Source organism: Burkholderia metallica (assembly GCF_902832845.1).
GTDB lineage: Bacteria > Pseudomonadota > Gammaproteobacteria > Burkholderiales > Burkholderiaceae > Burkholderia > Burkholderia metallica.
Window position 1 is genome coordinate 1 of the sequence record NZ_CADFDB010000006.1, and the last position, 18,937, is coordinate 18,937.

The window sequence follows — 18,937 nt, forward strand, 5'->3', positions numbered from 1 at the left end:
CAACAACCCTCTTTGCCTGATGACCATAGCGAGTCGGTCCCACCCCTTCCCATCCCGAACAGGACCGTGAAACGACTCTACGCCGATGATAGTGCGGATTCCCGTGTGAAAGTAGGTAATCGTCAGGCTCCCTAAGCCAGAAACCCCCGCTCGAACAGGCGGGGGTTTTTGCATTTCGGCGATGGAAATGCGTATGGAGTACTCAGCATGGATGCTTGTGGTGCTGCATGCGCTGATGCTCGCGATGCCGTCGAATGCCGAGAGAGCGGAACGCAACTTTTCGTCTGTTGTGACGGTTGTTGACGTTACTTGAAGCGCCGCCGCAGACCATTTGCATCAAGGCGCGTGCCGAAGTGCTTCACGCCGGGCCATCACCAGACAATAGGGCGGCGCAAAGGGGCCAGCGCTGCGTCTTCCAGTTCCTTATCCTCTTCTTGGGCAGCTGCACCATAGGGCTGTTCTCGCCAGTTCAGTGCGCTGTAGTCGGGCATGATGATGACCCTTCGGGAATCAAAGTTGAACCGAAGATAGACGCGATCACCCGGCTTGAATCCGAACATCTCGAAGTGCGCGTCGATGGCGCGCATCCATGGCATGTACGGTTGGCCTTCCTGGGGGAGGTCAGGCTTGTTGTCGAGGGTCAGCTCAACCTCGGGATACTGTTTGAGCTTCTTGGGACGTGACTTACTATAGGCGTTAGCCATCTTCCGACTCCTGGTGTGAGTTGGTTGTGGTCAGCGGGTCGTATGGGTGGCAGCCCATGCGGCCCGCGCTTTTACTGCTTTGCTCTCTTCGGTTTACCTTCTGATTTGCACTCCAGAGGGAAACGATCTTCCCTATCGCTGGCGCAATAGGAAGTTTAGTTCGTAATCCATCTCATAAATCAGCGCGGCTTCGAACTAGCCGAACGGTAGATGCTAGATCGTCGACAAATGACGGGAATTGATGTGTCGAACTTGAAGAGAATGTTTGGCGACTTCATGGATGGGCGCCAGAGCGGGCGTGCGTCGCGAGAAGCGTTCGAGCAGCAGCGGATGGCAATTGAGGGGCTTTTCGAGGTGGATCTGACGTACTTGCGCGAGACGTTTGTAGGAACGCCGGAGACACTTCAATCGGAGTCGTTTCCGGACTATCCCGGGGCGGTATGGATTGGGGGCCTTGGCGTCAAAGCGTTCTGCGTGACGCAGGATGTCGAAGTCGAGCAGTTCCCTGCCTTCGCTGATCTTGTCGTCGCAGGCAGGGAGCGAGTGGGGCCACGCCAGTTCGCGCGAGACGGGGCAATTCATGCATTCTTTTCCGGTGTCGATCGCTACTCCGGAAAGCAGGTCAACTTGCTGTCGAACGATGTCGAGCTTGTCCGCTTAGTTTCGGCAGCCGGATTCAATCCGCCACCGCCATGGCTCGCGTGGTATGAACTCGGCGCGTTGATATACAACCTGCAGGGCGATGCGCAGTATTGGTATGAGAATGTGTGGGATCGGTATTGGGAGAGTCTGAGTCTGGCTGAGCAGGATGCTTTTATCGACGAACGGAGATCATCAGCCCGTGATTATCTGAACGAGGAGGAGTGGGTGGAATGGATCGATGCGATTCGAACGAGGGACGCTCGTTATCGAGAGAGGTTGAGGATCGAGTACCCCGGTGATGGGCGATGAGTTGCGGCCAATTGGCACGCGAGTGACAGCCGGGTGACATCAACCGGTGACGGGCGACTGTCGGGATCGATTCAATGGCAGGTTGATGGCCGTCGTATTCGGGGATGCCCGAAGCTGTTTGCTGTCCAATGGTTTGCTGATGATGGTAACAATACGACTTCTTATAACCAATAAAATAAAGCCAAAAACAATGAAACGGTTCTATCTCAAGAAGGGACATCGCTGAGAAGTGGTGAGAAGCTGCAGTGTCGATCTTGATGACAATGTTTGGTGATTTTATTAATGCGTGCCGGGGCGGCGTCCCTTTGAACGACGGGGAGCGGGCGGACTGGCTCGACGTGATTCGAACGAGGGGCGATCGATATCGAGAGGTGCCGCGCACAGATCGTTTAGCAAAACGGGCAAGCAACTCCGCATCGTTGCGAAAGTCGATGAACCGATGCGGTCGTGCGGCCGGTTGAACTAGTGTGGCCATCTGCAGGCCGAGCAACACTCGCGGCTGACCACGGCGCTGTCCGGTGCACTGGCCTACGAGCGAGTCGGCCGACGTACTTGCCGAAAACGGGTCCAGCGTTGCCGCACATTTCGACCTGCTGCTCGACCGGCCGGTGCCCGAACAGACCATCCTGTAGCTTGCTTTGCGCGGCCTTCCGCCGTGACTCGAATGCAACTGCACCAGATCAGTAAGCTGCGCGACTTGGACGCTAGCTATGGAGGACAAGTAATTCGATCTCTACATCGGCTAACATCCATCTTCACACATACAATAGCGGGTACGCTGGGACCCGAATGTGGGAAATGTTAACCACGTTCGCGCGAATTTATTACAGGACTCAAAATCACTGGCATGAATACTGCAACGTGGGTGGTTGAAAACTGCCAAATTCTCCTTAGGAAGGCATCGGGAGAGCGCGTGGTTCCCCCAGCGATTGACATTTTCAGGGCAGTCTTCGGCCGTCTGCGTGTCTGTGCCGATGAGGCTGTCCGGAGCCCTCTAGACGACATTTCCTCGTTGACGTTCTCACGGGCGCCGGCCCAGCCGGCAGTTCGTCTTTCGGGGAGTGATGGCCGTAACCTCCGACTCACTTTTGGTTACGCTACGGACGCGGGCTTTGTTCGAGTACATGGCGAGAGCGACCAGCTCGTTCACGACGGTCGCTGGTACCCCATCAGGGCGGACCTACTGCAGTCGGCTTTGGACTGGCTGGAGATTGCGGGAGTGAAGCCCGATGGGCTCATCACCGTTGGTGATCTAGTCGCCCTGCGAGCTCAAAAGGAGACGCCGTTTACGGTATTCGATGAAGTAGTCTTCGACGCTGCGAAATCAGTCATTGATGAGCCGCGGGCGCCGATTACGGGCTTCTCCGGAGCTCTCTACCCATACCAGTTGTCGGGCGTTGCCTTTCTGTCCCTTGTGGCTGAGCAGGGCGTTGGTTGCATCCTTGGTGACGAGATGGGATTGGGTAAGACCGCGCAGGTTATTGCGCTGCTGCAGATTGAGAAGAATGCTGGGCGTGGGCCGGCCCTTGTCGTTGCTCCAGCAACACTACTCGAAAACTGGCGGAGAGAGCTCGCGTCCTTTGCGCCTACGCTCACTGTCTCGCTTCACGCTGGAGCAGACCGGGCCGGCATATCCGCCCGGCTACAGGGCACTGACATCATTCTTGTCTCTTATGACACAGCAATGCGCGACGAGGAAATACTCAGCCAGATAGCGTGGAACGTCATCGTACTTGATGAGGCACAAGCTATTAAGAACCCCGAGGCACAACGGACAGTTACCGTAAAGCGGCTGCCTCGCAGGGTCTCGATTGCCGTAACCGGTACGCCGTTGGAGAACCGCATTGATGACCTATGGTCTTTGGCGGACTTTGCGATGCCCGGATTACTGGGTGGACGGAACGCATTCCTTTCCCAATTTGGCAACGAGATAGAGGACGCTGTCCGGTTAGCGCCCATTGTTGCCCCGATGCTGTTGCGGCGCAAGGTGATGGACGTTGCGCAGGACCTGCCCGAGCGAATTGAAGTGCCACAGGCCTTGCAGATGCCATTGCACCTTGCTCAGGTATATGAGGCTCTGCGTAAGCGGACTTTGGAGGAGTTTGGGCCGACGGGGGGACTGGTCGCAACGACAAGGCTTCGCATGCTCTGCGCCCACCCTCGACTTGTTGGTAGCTGGCACGCGGATCCGTCCATCGAAATGCCTAAATACGAGCGGACGGTGGAGCTTCTAGAGGAAATCTTTAGTGGAGGGGAGAAAGCACTCATTTTCTCTACATATCAGGCTATGGCAAACCTTTTTATGTCTGATATGCCGAGGCGATTTCCGAAGGCATTCCTTGACTTTATCGATGGGCGGGTCGAGGGGACTATGCGACAGGCCGTCGTCGACCGGTTCTTTGAGCACCGGGGGTATGGCGTACTCTTCCTAAATCCGAAGGCAGCTGGGTCCGGCCTTAATATCACGACGGCCAACCACGTGATTCACTATAACCCTGAGTGGAACCCAGCACTAACAGCTCAGGCGTCGGCGCGTTCCTACAGAAGAAAGCAGACAAGGCCAGTGACGATTCATCATTTATTCTACGTCCAGACGGTAGAGGATGTGATTAGAAGCGCGGCGGCCTTCAAGCAAGACCTTGCCCGTGAAGCTGTAACTGGTCACGAGGGAGACATCGACCCCATGGCCATTGCGCAGGCGCTGCACGTTTCGCCGCTGACCTAAAAAGGGATTTGTGACCAATGACAGCAGAAATTCGAAAGAAGCTCAGTCCCAACGACGTTGGGACTACCGGTGGCCATCAGGCGGGTATTCTGGTTCCCAAGGAAGAGCATATTCTCTTGTTCCTTCCCGCGCTCGACAAGTCGGTGAAAAATCCGCGGATGAAGCTTGTCGTATTTGAGCGTGAAAATCGCGAACGATGGGAATTTAACTTTATATATTACAACAACAAGCTGTTCAAAGAGGGCACGCGCAACGAATACCGCCTTACTGGAATGACTAAGTTCATGCGTGCAATTGACGCCAAGGTCGATGACGTACTTGTCTTTTCCCGCGACGAAAACGCTTCCTTTGAAGTGAATATCATCCGGTCGAACGCGTCATATGGTTCGGAAATAGACGGCAACACCCTTGTTTTGGGTGGAGGCTGGACGATTATCCAGTCGCGCTAACAGATTTTAGAGCATCCTATGACAGAAAAACATATCAGCGTACCGCCTGACGTGGCCCGTATCAGCGAGGGCCTGCGAGATACTGGGTACGATTTCAATGCTGCCGTCGCGGACATCCTCGACAATTCGATCGCAGCAGGTGCAGATAAGATTCATGTTCGACTAGAAGTCGACTTCGCAGATAGCGTCGTGATTTCCATCATGGACAACGGCCACGGCATGAACGAAGAAGGTCTCGTCAACGCCATGAAGTACGGCTCCAGCAAGCGAGCGAATACCAAGAGCCTTGGCAAGTTTGGTTTGGGGCTTAAGACGGCTTCAACGGCCTTTTGTCGGCGTCTGTCGGTTATCTCACGTGACTCAGGCGAGTCTCCAGTGCTGCGGGCCACGTGGGACCTTGATGACATGGCAGCTTCGAATAGCTGGAACCTCGAAATTGCCGCTGCTGATGCAGCTCACAATCAACTGCTTGATGAGGTTGCGCTGGGAGCATCTGGTACGGTTGTGCTTTGGGAGAATATTGACCGAATCGCTGCACCTGAGGGGCAACCTATTCGGAAGACCGTTGAAAAGCTGGAAACTGCTCTTCGCGACCACATCGCGATTGTTTTTCAGCGCTTCCTTGACGCCAATGATGTTCGTGAGCGAAACGTTCATATCAAGCTCAATGGTGAGCCTATTGCCGCATGGGACCCGTTTTGCATTGTAGAAACCAAGGAATCAATCGCGGAAAAGAAGATGGACGTGCAGCTGCCAGATGGAACGCAGACCTCGTTCATCGTTCGAGCTTTCGTGCTACCGCGAAAAGAAGAGTTCTCGTCTGATGCGAATCGCATCGCGGCGCGTATCTCGAATGAGCGTCAGGGGCTATACATCTACCGGGAAAACCGGCTCATTCACGGTCCTGACTGGATGAACATGTTTAAGCAGGAACCCCACTACTCCTTGCTCCGTGTCGAGCTGTCGTTTGACCACTCGCTTGATAACGCATTCCAGGTGGACATCAAGAAATCCCGTATCGAGCTGAATTCAGGTCTTTACGAATGGCTGCGCGACAAATTTCTTGCGGGGCCGCGGCGGGAAGCGGAAACCCGGTACCGCAAGGGGGCCGCTGGAGTTGCTAAGGGGGCGGCTGTTCTGCTCCACACCCCGGCCAGCAACGTCATCGAGCAGAAGGCCTCCGCACTCAAGACTGCAGCGGTCGCTCAGGTTGACGAAAAGACCGGCATGGTTACGGTCAACAACAATTCGGGCGTGACCACGACCACGGTTCGCTTGCTGAATTCGGATGACATTGGCAGTGCCCACGTGGTTACCAACGGAACTCTCGAGCATGGGGTACTTTGGGAGCCCACCATTGGCAAGAACAGCAAGGCGGCGGTAGCCCTTAACACGGGCCATCCCTTCTACACAAAAGCATATTTGCCCAACAAGGCCAATAGTACAGTCGTTCAGGCCATGGACTACCTGCTTTGGGCGCTTGCTCAAGCCGAACTCAACAATATCAATCCGGACAACCAGGAGGCATTTGAAGAATTTCGTATTGAAGTCTCGCGCAATCTCAAGAAGCTGGTGGCCGATTTGCCGGACCCGGTCGACAACGAGGATAGCTGATGTCGGAAGGGCTTGATATTGAGGTGTTGCGGCGCAAGCTCGAAGGTAGGTTCCAAGTTGCTCTGTATTCTCAGTCAGAGACTGTTGATGGCGGGGACTTCGATGCGTTGCGTCCAGTGGAGCTGGAGCAGGGCAATGGCTTCGCCATTCTCCTCTCCAGAACGCATAGGCAGTTTGAGGCATCTTTCAAAGCCGACAATTTCGCCGGCGCGCTTCTGCGCGGCATGTCGGAGGCCAGTGACGGCCAGAAAAAGGCGTTCTTTCGTGCCCGAGCGGCTGCTGAGGCTTCAGGGGCGCAGGTTTACGTGGCCATTAACGGCAACGATGACGAGAGCTACCTTACTCGGAAGGACTCTTGGACCCGAGTGGAGATTGACGTCTCTAGCCGATTTCGTTCAGGCAAGACGGCAGACGAAATAGTGGCAACGGCCTTCCACGTCGCTTCGTCCTGCCTCGCACTTGTTTTAGCCTTGACAGGTATTGGCGAAGAGACCGATGTGGCCCCGGATAACGCCGTCAAGGGTTTGCCAGAGGGTGCCAAGCTCCGGGTTGAGGTAAACCGCTATGAGCGCAGCCCCGTCAATCGGGCTGCCTGCATCGAGCACTACGGACTCCGATGTCAGTGCTGTGGCTTCGATTTCGCGGATTTCTACGGCGACTTGGGGGACGGCTACATTGAGGTACACCATCGCACGCCTGTCTCGAAACTGGGAGACGATTACGTTGTCGACCCCGTCAGGGACTTGGTGCCGCTGTGCGGCAACTGTCACGCCATGGTCCACCGGACGGACCCTCCAACAGTCGTGGAGGACTTGCGTGCCCAGCTGGATGCCCGCAAAGCCGCGAGGCCGCAGGGCCACTGAAGCTTTTTGTCGGATTCCTGGCGAACTGGAGCAGGACCTGGTAAAGTGATGCAAACTTCTAGGAAAATCTTGCTGGGACGCGCCTTTGCGGTTGCAGCCGTGGGGAGAGCGAATCAGCCGGCTGCTTCAGCGTCATGAAAGTGGGTATCGCAGACAGGATAGATGTCTCTTGTTTCCATATGGAGCAGTACGCATTCCGGCGCCGTCGCCGTGGGCTGGGTGATGCGGATGTCTGGCACGTGAAGAACGTTGTCGTTGGCAGGGCGAGGCCAGTTGGAAGTGCAGGTTCTTTGAGGCGTCCGGACAGGCTATTTGTTTTTTTTGCCAAGTGGCCGCCAGGAATCCTGGGGAATTATTTTGTCACGCTCCAGGCGATGAACAACTACTGAAAGCTACGTATGGCAGTTCCAAAATTCACCTTCATCGACCTCTTTGCCGGCATTGGTGGCATCAGAAGAGGATTTGAATATATCGGCGGAAAGTGTGTCTTTACCAGCGAGTGGGACAAATTTGCCCGTATTACCTACGCAGCCAACCATAACGAGACGGAAGCAGACATCGCAGGGGATATCTGGTCTGTTCCGCTTGACGTCATTCCTGACCATGACGTCTTGGTGGGCGGGTTCCCTTGTCAGCCATTTTCGCTGGCTGGCGTTTCGAAGAAGAACGCGCTGGGTCGGACTCATGGATTCGCTTGTGACGCGCAAGGCACCTTATTTTTCCGTGTTGCTGAAATTCTGAAGGAAAAACGTCCAGCAGCCTTCATGCTGGAGAACGTGAAGAACCTCGTTTCCCACAACAAGGGACATACCTTCCGTGTCATTCAGCACGTGCTGGAAAAGGAACTTGGCTATCACATCAGTTGGAAGGTCATCGATGGCAAGCGATGGACGCCGCAGCATCGTGAGCGGATTTATATCGTGGGTTTTCGTGAGGATGTTGGGTTCGAATGGCCCGATGAGTCTGCATGGCCAGAACCGGGTTCTGTCAAGTTGGGTTCCATCTTGGAGCCGGAGGAAAAAGTCGACGCGAAATATATCCTCACCGACAAGCTTTGGAATTACCTGCAGGCCTATCGGGACAAGCATTCCAAGGCAGGTAATGGTTTTGGTTGTTCTGTTGTGACGCGCAACGAGACGACCCGGACCCTGTCGGCCCGCTATCATAAGGACGGCTCAGAGATTCTCGTGCATCGTGGCCCAGGCCTCAATCCACGTCGCCTTACCCCTCGTGAATGCGCACGACTCATGGGTTTTGAGGACAGCTTTGTGTTGCCTGTCTCCGACACTCAGTTGTATCGACAATTTGGCAATTCCGTGGTTGTACCCGCAGTCGAGGCGGTCGCCAGTGCCATGGAACCCTATCTGAGGCTGGCTCTCAAGATGAACGGGAAGGCCTCGGGTGTGGCAAAGACCCCCGAGAAGCCAGCGGCAATTCTGAAGGGTACCCCGAACCTGCCGTCGCGGCCCGTTAAAATTCCAGTAGTGGCTTAGGTATTGGGTATGACGGACATCACAGACGTGGCGACGCGTAGTCGGATGATGTCAGGTATTCGGGGTAAAAATACAAAACCCGAGCTGGTTGTCCGGAAGGCATTGTACGAGCGGGGTCTTCGCTACCGACTGCATGTCCGCAGTCTGGCCGGCACCCCTGACCTCGTCTTCCCGCGCTACAAAGCAGTCGTATTCGTCCATGGGTGCTTCTGGCATCGGCACAATTGTGCTCTATTCAAGATGCCATCATCTCGTCCAGAGTTCTGGAGGGAGAAACTGGACCGGAATCGGGAGAGGGACCGTGAACACATGACTAAGCTGCTGCAAGACGGTTGGAGGATTGCTGTCGTGTGGGAATGCTCCTTGCGAACAGCCATCAAGTCAAATGACGAGAGCTTTTTCAATCGACTTGCCGACTGGATAAAAGCCCAAGAGTTGACCTCAATTGAGCTTTAAATGCGCTAGGGTGAAACAACGCCGCTGACCGGCTCGGATCGTCAACGTATCTTTTGATGCCCCACCGTGTGCCCGGCACCCTATCTTTGGAACAGCGTTAGTGCCCCGAAACCTGACGGAGGGGCTACGGCTCTTGCAGTTGCCATCGCGCTCAGCTCATCGCGGCAATATGGGTCGCAAGCTTGTTTCGGAGGGCGAGCCGTTCCTTTCCGAAATGGAGCTCGCGATGACAGCGGGGGCATAGTGCGGCCGCATTGGCCATAGTGTCGTCGCCGTCTTCGCTCAATGGGGTCACATGGTGTACTTCCAAGTATGTGGCGCCGTCTTCTTTCTCGAACAACTCGCATTTGCACCCCGGCATCTCGCACTTTCCCGCTGAGCGCAGTATCGCGCCTCGTACAACGTAGGGGTTTCGGGCGAAGTCATTTCGCCGTATCTCTTGCTTTTCTGGTTTCCCCTTTGCCTCTTTTGCGCGCTCGAGGACGGTCTTCTTGTCTGCGCGCGCCACTACCTCGGCTGTTATAGCTGTGACGGATTTTGGTGCGGCTTTGGTCTTAATTGCGAACAGTTGCGCCCCGACACTCCCAATGACAACTTCGTCACCTTGGTTGAGCCATGAACTGATGATTTCGTGGCCCATACGTGCTTCGGGAGCGCGATCTGCTGCGGACGAGCGCTCGGCATAGTAGTAGGACGACTTAATTGATTTGACGTTCGTGTCGAACAGTACGAGGATGACGAATTCCGGCGCTGGCCGCCCTTTAGCGGGCTCGATGCCAGATGATTCGATTGCCGCGCGCTGGTCCTTGTTTGGTACGTATGCGTTCTTTTTCTTGTCTGTTGCCGTAACCGTCTTTGTGCCGTAAGTATCAAAGATGCTGCCCCAATCCATTGCCATTCTCTCCTTGCTAACCTCAGCCTGTTGTTCTTAGGGTGCGCGCCTACCGGCGTCGCCAACGGCGCCTCCTGCTCACCAAAGACAACGCCCGGTGTCCCGGGCGTTTTGATTCTCAGCGGCAGTCAGATTTTTCACCGACTGCGGAAGCAATTTTTCACTTGTCCAGCACAGTTTTCACTTTCTGTGACATCCGAAAATGCAGATTCAAACGTCAATATTCCCCGCCCGCAACGCATTCGACTCGATAAACGCCCGCCGCGGCTCGACATCATCCCCCATGAGCGTAGTAAAGATCCCATCCGCAGCAATCGCGTCTTCGATCTGCACACGCAGGAGTCGCCGCACCGCCGGATCCATCGTCGTTTCCCACAGCTGCTCGGGGTTCATCTCGCCGAGCCCCTTATAGCGCTGCTTCGAGACGTTACGTTCAGCGTCCGCCAGCAGCCACTTCATCGCGCTCTTGAAGTCCGCCACGGCCATGCTGCGCTCACCGCGCTTGATAACCGCACCTTCGCCAATAAGCCCCTTGAACGTATTCGCGGTGGTCACGAGCTGCTGATAATCCGCCGTGTGCTGGAATTCCTGATCGATGACCGAAACGCGCACGTTGCCGTGATGCGTACGCTCAACATGCAGCGCCCGCTGTTCGCGAACCGGGTCATACGAAGGCACGACACGGACTTCGTTCTTCAAAGCCTCGTCATGCAACGCAGCGTGCAGCGCCTTCGCCGAAGCCTCGGTCGAAGCCTCGTTGGAAAGATCGATCACCACCCCATCCATGACGGCTTCCAGCGCGGCCGGGTCATACAACCGGCTCAACCGATCGATCACGCTCTGCGACAGCAGATACGACCGCGCCAGCTCCCCAAGCGCATCGCCGGAAATCGCCGCCGCATTTTCCCCAGGCACCAGCTCCGACCCTTGCAGCGCCAACCGCAGCATATGCGCGTTCAGCTCCACATCATCCTTCAGATACCGCTCGTCCTTGCCCGCCTTGATTTTGTAAAGCGGCGGCTGCGCGATGTACACGTACCCGCGCTCGATCATGTCCGGCATCTGGCGATAGAGGAACGTGAGCAGCAGCGTCCGGATGTGCGCACCGTCGACGTCCGCGTCGGTCATGATGATGATGCGGTGATAGCGCAGCTTGTCAAGGTTGTAATCGTCCTTGCCGATCCCGCACCCGAGCGCGGTCACGAGCGTGACGATCTGTTCCGACGACAGCAGCTTGTCGTAGCGCGCCTTCTCGACGTTCAGCACCTTGCCGCGCAGCGGCAGGATCGCCTGGAACTTCCGGTCACGCCCTTGCTTCGCCGACCCACCTGCCGAGTCACCCTCGACGATGTAGATTTCGCACTTCGCCGGGTCTTTCTCCTGGCAGTCCGCGAGCTTGCCCGGCAGGCCGACGCCGTCGAGCACGCCCTTGCGGCGCGTCATCTCACGCGCCTTCCGCGCCGCATCACGCGCACGCGCGGCTTCGACGATCTTCCCGCAGATGATCTTCGCGTCGAGCGGCGTTTCGAGCAGGAACTCTTCCAGCGCCTTCGCGACGACTTCTTCAACCGGAGCGCGCACTTCCGACGACACCAGCTTGTCCTTCGTCTGCGAGCTGAACTTCGGCTCCGGCACCTTCACGGACAGCACGCAGGACAGCCCTTCGCGCATGTCGTCGCCGGTCGTCTCGACCTTCGCCTTCTTCGCGATTTCGTTGTCGGTGATGTACTTGTTGATGACGCGCGTCATCGCGGCCCGCAGGCCGGTCAGGTGCGTGCCGCCGTCGCGCTGCGGAATGTTGTTCGTGAAGCACAGCACGTTCTCGTTGTAGCTGTCGTTCCACTGCATCGCGACTTCGACGCCCACGCCGTCCTTCTCGCCGTTGGCGAAGAACACCGTCGGGTGCAGGTTGGTCTTCGTCTTGTTGATGTACTCGACGAAGCCCTTCACACCGCCGGCGAACGCGAAATCGTCTTCCTTGCCCGAACGCAGATCGGTGAGACGAATCCGCACGCCGTTGTTCAGGAACGAAAGCTCGCGCATCCGCTTCGCGAGGATGTCGTAGTGATACTCGACCGTGCCGAAAATCGTCGGATCGGCCATGAAATGCACTTCGGTGCCGCGGTTCTCGGTGTCGCCGGTCACGAGCATCGGCGACACTTCCACGCCGTCCACCTTCTCCAGCACGCGGTCCTGCGCGATGCCGCGATGGAACTCCATGAAATGCTTCTTGCCGTTGCGGCGCACGGTGAGGCGCAGCCAGCTCGACAGCGCGTTCACGCACGACACGCCCACGCCGTGCAGGCCGCCCGACACCTTGTAGCTGTTCTGGTCGAACTTGCCGCCGGCATGCAGCTCGGTCATCACGATTTCCGCGGCGCTGCGCTTCGGCTCGTGCTTGTCGTTCATCTTCACGTCGGTCGGAATCCCGCGGCCGTTGTCGGTCACGGAAATCGAGTTGTCGGCGTGAATCGTCACGTGGATGTCGTTGCAGTACCCGGCCAACGCTTCGTCGATCGAGTTGTCGAGCACCTCGAACACGAGGTGGTGCAGACCGGTGCCGTCCGACGTGTCGCCGATGTACATCCCGGGGCGCTTGCGCACCGCTTCCAGCCCTTCGAGGATCTGGATCGACGAGGCGCCGTAGCTGCTGTTATCGGGTTGCGAATTGTGCTGTTCACTCATGGATATCTTCCGGTTCTGCGAGGCCACTCTCGTGGCGGCGCGGTGCGTTTCAGCGAGAGAAATCGCCGGGCCGCTCCAGTTTCCTGGCCCGTCCGAGGTGCCGTCAGGGCACCAAAGGGACGGGTTGTCGGTTCGCCATAAAAACGCCAAAGGGGCTTGCCGCCCCCTGGTGTGTGTCGCGATGTCGAGCGCGTCAGATGCGCATCGGCATCACGACATACTTGAACTCGTCGTTCTCGGGCACGGTAATCAGCGCGCTCGAGCTGGCGTCGCCGAGGCTCACCTGCACGGTGTCGACCTTCAGGTTCGCGAGCACGTCGAGCAGATACGTGACGTTGAAGCCGATGTCGACGGTATCGCCCTGGTAGGCGATTTCCAGTTCTTCCTGCGCCTCTTCCTGATCGGCGTTGGTCGACATGATCTTCAGCTGGCCCGGCGCGATGATGCAGCGCACGCCCTTGAATTTGTCCGAGGTCAGGATCGCCGCGCGCTGCAGCGAGCGCTGCAGTTCTTCGCGGCCGATCTCGAACGTGTTCTTGTGCGCCTTCGGAATCACGCGCTGGAAGTCGGGGAACTTGCCCTCGACGAGTTTCGACACGAGCTCGACCTGGCCGAACGTGAACTTGGCCTGGGTTTGCGCGATGTCGATGGTGACGGTGTCGTCGATGTCTTCGAGCAGGCGTTGCAGCTCGAGAATCGTCTTGCGCGGCACGATGACTTCCTGGCGGCCGAACGTGCCGCCTTCGAGCTTCATCGACGAGAACGCGAGGCGGTGGCCGTCGGTGGCCACGGCCATCAGTTGGTCGCCGTCGACGACGAGCAGCATGCCGTTCAGGTAGTAGCGGATGTCCTGCTGCGCCATCGCGAAGTGCACCATGCCGAGCAGCTGGCGGAACGACTTCTGCGGGACGGTCAGGGTTGCGCCGAAATCCTTCGCCTGCGCGACGGTCGGGAACTCGTCGGCCGCCAGCGTCTGCAGTGCGAAACGGCTCTTGCCCGATTGAACGGTGAGGCGCTTGTCGGCGAGCGACAGCGTGACCTGGCCGTCAGGCATCGCGCGCAGGATGTCGAGCAGCTTGCGCGCTGCGACGGTGGTCGCGACCTGCTCGCCGCCGACGCCGAAATCGGCGCGCGTGGTGATCTGCAGCTCCAGGTCGGTCGACAGGAATGAAACGTCCGGGCCGTTCTTGGTGATCAGCAGGTTGGCGAGGATCGGCAACGTATGGCGGCGTTCGACGATGCCGCTGACCGTTTGCAGCGGCCTGAGGAGGGTGTCTCGTTCGGTCTTGACCAGTTGCATAGAGTTCCTTCGTTGAGTAACGGCCTGCAGCGCAGCAGCCTCGCAGCGCCCCGCCAGCCGGGCTCTTGGCCCGCCACCACCGGGGCGGTCAAACCAGTATTGTGCCTCAAAACCGAACCGCCCCCCTTAAATTGGGGCGGAGGCCGAATTATCAAGCGCGCCGCGCGCTCAGCCCTTCAGCGTCTGCTCCAGCACGTGCAGCTCGTGGTTGAGCTGCGCGTCCTTGCTGCGCTCGTCGGCGATCTTGCGCACCGCGTGCAGCACGGTGGTGTGATCGCGCCCGCCGAACAGCTCGCCGATTTCCGGCAGGCTCTTCTGCGTGAGTTCCTTCGCGAGATACATCGCGATCTGCCGCGGCCGCGCGATGTTCGCGGGACGCTTCTTCGAATACATGTCGGCGACCTTGATGTTGTAGAAGTCGGCGACGGTCTTCTGGATGTTCTCGACCGAAATCTGCCGGTTCTGCACGGTCAGCAGGTCCTTCAGCGCTTCCTTGGTCAGCTCGATCGAGATCTCGCGGCCGTGGAACTTCGAATACGCGAGGATCTTGCGCAGCGCGCCTTCGAGCTCGCGCACGTTCGAGCGCAGGTGCTTCGCGACGAAGAACGCGACGTCTTCCGACAGGTTCACGCCTTCCGACTGCGCCTTGCGCATCAGGATCGCGACGCGCATTTCCAGCTCGGGCGGCTCGATCGCGACGGTGAGGCCCGAGTCGAAGCGCGAGATCAGCCGATCGTCGATGCCCGAGATTTCCTTCGGATACGTGTCGCTGGTGATGATCACCTGCGCCTTGTTCGCGACCAGCGCCTCGAACGCGTAGAAGAATTCCTCTTGCGTGCGCGACTTGCCGGAGAAGAACTGGATATCGTCGATCAGCAGCAGGTCGAGCGAGTGGTAGTAGCGCTTGAAGTCGTCGAACGCCTTGCGCTGGTACGCCTTCACCACGTCGGACACGTACTGCTCGGCGTGGATGTAGCGGATTCGCGCGCCGGCCTTGTCGAGCAGCAGCTGGTTGCCGATCGCGTGGATCAGGTGGGTCTTGCCGAGGCCGACGCCGCCGTACAGGAACAGCGGGTTGTACGAGATGCCCGGGTTGTCCGCGACCTGGATCGCGGCGGCGCGCGCGAGCTGGTTCGCCTTGCCGGTCACGAAGTTGTCGAACGTGAGCACCGGGTTCAGCTTCGAGCGTTCGTACATCGAATCGGCTTCGCCGCCGTTCGCGGGCGCCGCACCGGGGCCCGGCCGCCACGTGCGGCGGCCGGCGGCGGCTTCGTGCGCGGGCAGGCTCGGCAGGTCGATGTCGGCGTCGTCGGCGTTCAGGTGATGCGCGGCGGCTGCCGACGGCGTCATCGGCACGTCGGCCGGCGCGGCGGGCGCAGTCGCGGCATTCGCGGTCAGGTTCGCGGCGATCGCGGCCACCGTGGCGGCCGGGCCGCCCGGTTGCAGCGGCGCACGCGGCGCGCCTGCACTCGGTGCGGCGCTGCGCATGCCAGCCTTCGGATCGAGGACGAACTGGACTTCGATCGGCGTGTTCCAGAATTCACGGGCCAGATCGGAGATCCGACCCGAAAACTGGCTCTTGACCCAGTCCAGCTTGAAACGGTTCGGCGCGGCGATGGACAGCGTGTTCGCCGACGCATCGAAGGCCACCGGGGCCAAGGGTTTGATCCACGTCACGTACTGCTGGGGCGTCAGCTCGCGCTCCAGCAGTGCGGAACAGTGTTGCCAGAAATCGTTCATCAAGTAGCTGTCGTTTTTTGCATGCACAGCGCGGCTCGCCGGCGCCCTTGTCGCGGTCACGCAACAAGGCCCGAAGCGGTCGTGCGAGCGTGCCTCGGACGCCTGCGTCACAGTCGTGGAGAGGCAGGCGGGAGCCGAAGCGGCGTGCGGGATTCTTGGAGATAAGGCGAGATTCTAACGCCAAACGCGGCCACAGCGGGACTTATCCACAGGCCGGAAGGGTGGGTCGCGGGGCCGGATCGGCGCGGGCCGGCACAGGCGCGTGACGCGTAAAGTATTGACCGTCAAGAGAAAAACGGTTTAAATAGCGGGTTCCGCGAAAACCAATCCTGTATTCCCGGCGATTGCGTTCGCCCGAATGCCTCCGGTTAAGGGCACGCGGTCCCCTGAATTTCGACATTCTCGAACAAGTGAGAACATCATGAAACGTACTTACCAACCGTCCGTGACGCGCCGCAAGCGCACCCATGGCTTCCGTGTCCGCATGAAGACGGCAGGTGGCCGCAAGGTCATCAACGCTCGCCGCGCGAAGGGCCGCAAGCGCCTCGCCATCTAAGGCAGGTTGCGCGCTGTGTCCGCCGTCCGCAGTGGTGCGGAAGGTGCCGTCGAGCCGGGTGCGAATCCGTCGCAGACGAAAGCCGCCTTCCCGAAAGCTGCGCGACTTCTGAAAACGGATGAATTTTCATCCGTTTTTCGTTTGCGCCCCTGGCGGCGCTCCGCGCACTTCGTGATTTACGGCAAGCCGACCGGTCAGCCTGCACGTCTGGGGCTCGTCATCGGCAAGAAGTATGCGCCGCGAGCGGTAACCCGTAATCTCGTGAAGCGGCTGGCGCGCGATGCGTTTCGCCTGCGCCGGGCCGAATTCGCCGGTTACGACCTGCTGCTGCGGCAGCACACGCGCTTCGACAAGAAAGCGCTGCCGAGCGCGGCTTCCGCCCCGCTCGCGGCGATGTGCGCGGCCGAGATCCGCGAACTGCTCGACAGGGCAGTCCGGGAAATCGCCCGCCGCGCGTCGAAGCCCGCGTCCGAGTGACGCATCCGTGCCCGGCGCGGCGTTCGCGCCCGTCCGGCCGGTTTTGACGCGGCGTCGTACGGCGCCGCCCAAGGTATGAAAACGGTATTGATCGCCTTGCTGCGCTTCTACAAGGTTGCCGTGAGCCCGATGCTCGGCAACCGTTGCCGTTTTTATCCTTCCTGTTCGGATTACGCGCGCGAGGCAATCCAGTATCATGGCGCCGCGCGCGGCACGTATCTCGCCGTCAGGCGCGTGTGCCGATGCCATCCGTTTTCCGCGGGCGGCATCGACCTCGTCCCGCCGCCCAACTCCGACACTCGCGCTCGCGGCGAAGCCGACGCGCGGTCCCATCGACTCTGAGACAACGCATGGATATCAAACGCACCGTCCTATGGGTGATCTTCTTCATGTCAGCTGTCATGCTGTACGACAACTGGCAGCGCTCCCATGGACGCCCGTCGATGTTCTTCCCGAGCGCCACGCAATCGGCCCCCGCGGCCGCTGCAGGCGGTGCATCGGGCACGGGCGCGACGACGACCGCAGGTGAAGTGCCTGCCGCCGCAGCCGGCGCCGCACCGTCGACGACGGCACCGGCCGCCCAGGCGCAGCTCGTGAAGTTCTCCACCGACGTGTACGACGGTGAAATCGACACGCGCGGCGGCACGCTCGCGAAGCTGACGCTGAAGAAGCAGGGCGACGGCAAGCAGCCCGACCTGTACATCACGCTGTTCGACCACACGGCCGGCCACACGTATCTCGCGCGCTCGGGCCTGCTCGGCGGCGATTTCCCGAACCACAACGACGTCTACACGCAGCTGAACCCCGGCTCGACGTCGCTGACGGGTGACCAGAATGCGCTGAAGCTGTCGTTCGAATCGCCGGTGAAGGGCGGCGTGAAGGTCGTGAAGACCTACACGTTCACGCGCGGCAGCTATGTGATCGGCGTCGACACCAAGATCGACAACGTCGGCACGACGCCTGTCACGCCGACGGTCTACATGGAACTCGTGCGCGACAACACGGCCGTCGAAACGCCGATGTTCTCGCACACGTTCCTCGGGCCGGCGGTCTATACCGACGCGAAGCACTTCCAGAAGATCAACTTCAGCGACCTCGACAAGAACAAGGCCGACTACGTGACCTCCGCCGACAACGGCTGGGTCGCGATGGTGCAGCACTACTTCGCGTCGGCGTGGATTCCGCAGCAGGGCGTGAAGCGCGACATCTACGCGGAGAAGATCGATCCGACGCTGTACCGCGTCGGCGTGAAGCAGCCGGTCGCCGCGATCGCGCCGGGCCAGTCGGCCGACGTGCAGGCGCGCCTGTTCGCCGGTCCGGAAGAAGAGCGCATGCTCGAAGGCATCGCGCCGGGCCTGGAGCTCGTGAAGGACTATGGCTGGGTGACGATCATCGCGAAGCCGCTGTTCTGGCTGCTCGAGAAGATCCACGGCTACATCGGCAACTGGGGCTGGTCGATCGTGCTGCTGACGATCCTGATCAAGGCCGTGTTCTTCCCGCTGTCGGCTGCGAGCTACAAGTCGATGGCGCGGATGAAGGAAATCACGCCGCGCATGCAGGCGCTGCGCGAACGCTTCAAGAGCGATCCGCAGAAGATGAACGCCGCGCTGATGGAGCTGTACAAGACTGAGAAGGTCAATCCGTTCGGCGGCTGCCTGCCGGTCGTGATCCAGATCCCGGTGTTCATCTCACTGTACTGGGTGCTGCTCGCATCGGTCGAAATGCGCGGCGCGCCGTGGGTGCTGTGGATTCACGACCTGTCGCAGCGCGATCCGTTCTTTATCCTGCCGGTGCTGATGGCCGTGTCGATGTACGTGCAGACGAGCCTGAACCCGACCCCGCCGGACCCGGTCCAGGCGAAGATGATGAAGTTCATGCCGATCGCGTTCTCGGTGATGTTCTTCTTCTTCCCGGCCGGCCTCGTGCTGTACTACGTCGTGAACAACGTGCTGTCGATCGCACAGCAGTACTACATCACGCGCAAGCTCGGCGGGGCCAAGAAGAAACCGGCCTGACGCCCGTTGCGCTCGCG

General features: G+C 59.1%; 16 protein-coding genes and 1 rRNA gene. 12 read left to right on the forward strand and 5 right to left on the reverse strand.

Going from position 1 to position 18,937, the window contains the following annotated elements; genetic code table 11:
• Positions 1 to 15 precede the first annotated feature (15 nt).
• Positions 16 to 128: ribosomal RNA gene (rrf, locus tag HWX08_RS17580) — 5S ribosomal RNA — on the forward strand.
• A gap of 243 nt (positions 129 to 371) precedes the next feature.
• Here rrf and HWX08_RS17585 read toward each other — a convergent pair.
• Positions 372 to 704 carry a hypothetical protein gene (locus HWX08_RS17585; RefSeq protein WP_174921919.1) on the reverse strand — a complete coding sequence of 111 codons (333 nt, stop codon included), beginning with the start codon at positions 702 to 704 and terminating at the stop codon, positions 372 to 374.
• Between the two features lie 210 nt (positions 705 to 914).
• On the opposite strand from HWX08_RS17585, the gene HWX08_RS17590 reads away from it, so the two are divergent.
• The 7 genes from HWX08_RS17590 (at position 915) to HWX08_RS17620 (ending at position 9,255) form a co-directional block, all read left to right on the forward strand.
• A complete protein-coding gene (locus tag HWX08_RS17590; RefSeq protein WP_174921918.1) occupies positions 915 to 1,655 on the forward strand; it encodes a hypothetical protein in 741 nt (246 codons plus the stop codon).
• 1,195 nt (positions 1,656 to 2,850) lie between these two features.
• Positions 2,851 to 4,380, forward strand: a complete 1,530-nt coding sequence (locus tag HWX08_RS17595) for a DEAD/DEAH box helicase (RefSeq protein WP_174921917.1) — start codon at positions 2,851 to 2,853, stop codon at positions 4,378 to 4,380.
• Between the two features lie 17 nt (positions 4,381 to 4,397).
• Positions 4,398 to 4,829: an EcoRII N-terminal effector-binding domain-containing protein gene (locus HWX08_RS17600; protein ID WP_174921916.1), complete on the forward strand. Its 432-nt coding sequence runs from the start codon at positions 4,398 to 4,400 to the stop codon at positions 4,827 to 4,829.
• An 18-nt stretch (positions 4,830 to 4,847) separates the two neighbouring features.
• Positions 4,848 to 6,443, forward strand: a complete 1,596-nt coding sequence (locus HWX08_RS17605) for an ATP-binding protein (RefSeq protein ID WP_174921915.1) — start codon at positions 4,848 to 4,850, stop codon at positions 6,441 to 6,443.
• The gene (locus HWX08_RS17610) at positions 6,443 to 7,306 is read left to right on the forward strand and encodes an HNH endonuclease (protein ID WP_208454954.1); all 864 of its coding nucleotides are present in this window, start codon (positions 6,443 to 6,445) and stop codon (positions 7,304 to 7,306) included. The genes HWX08_RS17605 and HWX08_RS17610 overlap by 1 nt, the downstream gene beginning before the upstream one ends.
• 398 nt (positions 7,307 to 7,704) lie before the next feature.
• Positions 7,705 to 8,799 carry a DNA (cytosine-5-)-methyltransferase gene (dcm, locus tag HWX08_RS17615; RefSeq protein ID WP_089455288.1) on the forward strand — a complete coding sequence of 365 codons (1,095 nt, stop codon included), beginning with the start codon at positions 7,705 to 7,707 and terminating at the stop codon, positions 8,797 to 8,799.
• Between the two features lie 9 nt (positions 8,800 to 8,808).
• Positions 8,809 to 9,255 carry a very short patch repair endonuclease gene (locus HWX08_RS17620; protein ID WP_174921914.1) on the forward strand — a complete coding sequence of 149 codons (447 nt, stop codon included), beginning with the start codon at positions 8,809 to 8,811 and terminating at the stop codon, positions 9,253 to 9,255.
• A 151-nt stretch (positions 9,256 to 9,406) separates the two neighbouring features.
• On the opposite strand, the gene HWX08_RS34615 is transcribed toward HWX08_RS17620, so the two are convergent.
• From HWX08_RS34615 to dnaA, 4 genes are all read right to left on the reverse strand, one after another.
• A complete protein-coding gene (locus HWX08_RS34615; RefSeq protein ID WP_279610514.1) occupies positions 9,407 to 10,147 on the reverse strand; it encodes an HNH endonuclease in 741 nt (246 codons plus the stop codon).
• A gap of 210 nt (positions 10,148 to 10,357) precedes the next feature.
• The gene (gene gyrB, locus HWX08_RS17630; protein WP_107313536.1) at positions 10,358 to 12,832 is read right to left on the reverse strand and encodes a DNA topoisomerase (ATP-hydrolyzing) subunit B; all 2,475 of its coding nucleotides are present in this window, start codon (positions 12,830 to 12,832) and stop codon (positions 10,358 to 10,360) included.
• Between the two features lie 193 nt (positions 12,833 to 13,025).
• The gene (gene dnaN / locus HWX08_RS17635; protein ID WP_174921912.1) at positions 13,026 to 14,132 is read right to left on the reverse strand and encodes a DNA polymerase III subunit beta; all 1,107 of its coding nucleotides are present in this window, start codon (positions 14,130 to 14,132) and stop codon (positions 13,026 to 13,028) included.
• A 168-nt stretch (positions 14,133 to 14,300) separates the two neighbouring features.
• Entirely contained in the window at positions 14,301 to 15,872 is a 1,572-nt protein-coding gene (dnaA, locus tag HWX08_RS17640; protein ID WP_217468052.1) for a chromosomal replication initiator protein DnaA, read from the reverse strand.
• 421 nt (positions 15,873 to 16,293) lie between these two features.
• Here dnaA and rpmH point away from each other — a divergent pair, with 421 nt between their 5' ends.
• From rpmH to yidC, 4 genes are all read left to right on the forward strand, one after another.
• Positions 16,294 to 16,428: a 50S ribosomal protein L34 gene (rpmH, locus tag HWX08_RS17645; protein WP_004198824.1), complete on the forward strand. Its 135-nt coding sequence runs from the start codon at positions 16,294 to 16,296 to the stop codon at positions 16,426 to 16,428.
• A 15-nt stretch (positions 16,429 to 16,443) separates the two neighbouring features.
• Positions 16,444 to 16,905 (forward strand): ribonuclease P protein component, encoded by a 462-nt coding sequence (gene rnpA, locus HWX08_RS17650; RefSeq protein WP_107310467.1) that lies wholly within the window; start codon positions 16,444 to 16,446, stop codon positions 16,903 to 16,905.
• Positions 16,906 to 16,980: 75 nt separating this feature from the next.
• On the forward strand, positions 16,981 to 17,247 hold the full coding sequence (gene yidD, locus HWX08_RS17655) for a membrane protein insertion efficiency factor YidD (protein WP_006489939.1): 267 nt from the start codon (positions 16,981 to 16,983) through the stop codon (positions 17,245 to 17,247).
• A gap of 8 nt (positions 17,248 to 17,255) precedes the next feature.
• Positions 17,256 to 18,920, forward strand: a complete 1,665-nt coding sequence (gene yidC / locus HWX08_RS17660) for a membrane protein insertase YidC (protein WP_174921910.1) — start codon at positions 17,256 to 17,258, stop codon at positions 18,918 to 18,920.
• Positions 18,921 to 18,937 lie beyond the last annotated feature (17 nt).

Excerpts from the sequence above, each read along its gene's own strand:
- yidD (WP_006489939.1), top strand. The coding sequence starts at position 16,981 with ATGAAAACGGTATTGATCGCCTTGCTGCGCTTCTACAAGGTTGCCGTG.
- HWX08_RS17600 (WP_174921916.1), top strand. The coding sequence starts at position 4,398 with ATGACAGCAGAAATTCGAAAGAAGCTCAGTCCCAACGACGTTGGGACT.
- rpmH (WP_004198824.1), top strand. The coding sequence starts at position 16,294 with ATGAAACGTACTTACCAACCGTCCGTGACGCGCCGCAAGCGCACCCAT.
- HWX08_RS17620 (WP_174921914.1), top strand. The coding sequence starts at position 8,809 with ATGACGGACATCACAGACGTGGCGACGCGTAGTCGGATGATGTCAGGT.
- HWX08_RS17585 (WP_174921919.1), bottom strand. The coding sequence starts at position 704 with ATGGCTAACGCCTATAGTAAGTCACGTCCCAAGAAGCTCAAACAGTAT.
- HWX08_RS17610 (WP_208454954.1), top strand. The coding sequence starts at position 6,443 with ATGTCGGAAGGGCTTGATATTGAGGTGTTGCGGCGCAAGCTCGAAGGT.
- HWX08_RS34615 (WP_279610514.1), bottom strand. The coding sequence starts at position 10,147 with ATGGATTGGGGCAGCATCTTTGATACTTACGGCACAAAGACGGTTACG.
- dnaA (WP_217468052.1), bottom strand. The coding sequence starts at position 15,872 with ATGAACGATTTCTGGCAACACTGTTCCGCACTGCTGGAGCGCGAGCTG.
- yidC (WP_174921910.1), top strand. The coding sequence starts at position 17,256 with ATGGATATCAAACGCACCGTCCTATGGGTGATCTTCTTCATGTCAGCT.
- HWX08_RS17590 (WP_174921918.1), top strand. The coding sequence starts at position 915 with ATGCTAGATCGTCGACAAATGACGGGAATTGATGTGTCGAACTTGAAG.
- HWX08_RS17605 (WP_174921915.1), top strand. The coding sequence starts at position 4,848 with ATGACAGAAAAACATATCAGCGTACCGCCTGACGTGGCCCGTATCAGC.
- gyrB (WP_107313536.1), bottom strand. The coding sequence starts at position 12,832 with ATGAGTGAACAGCACAATTCGCAACCCGATAACAGCAGCTACGGCGCC.
- dnaN (WP_174921912.1), bottom strand. The coding sequence starts at position 14,132 with ATGCAACTGGTCAAGACCGAACGAGACACCCTCCTCAGGCCGCTGCAA.
- dcm (WP_089455288.1), top strand. The coding sequence starts at position 7,705 with ATGGCAGTTCCAAAATTCACCTTCATCGACCTCTTTGCCGGCATTGGT.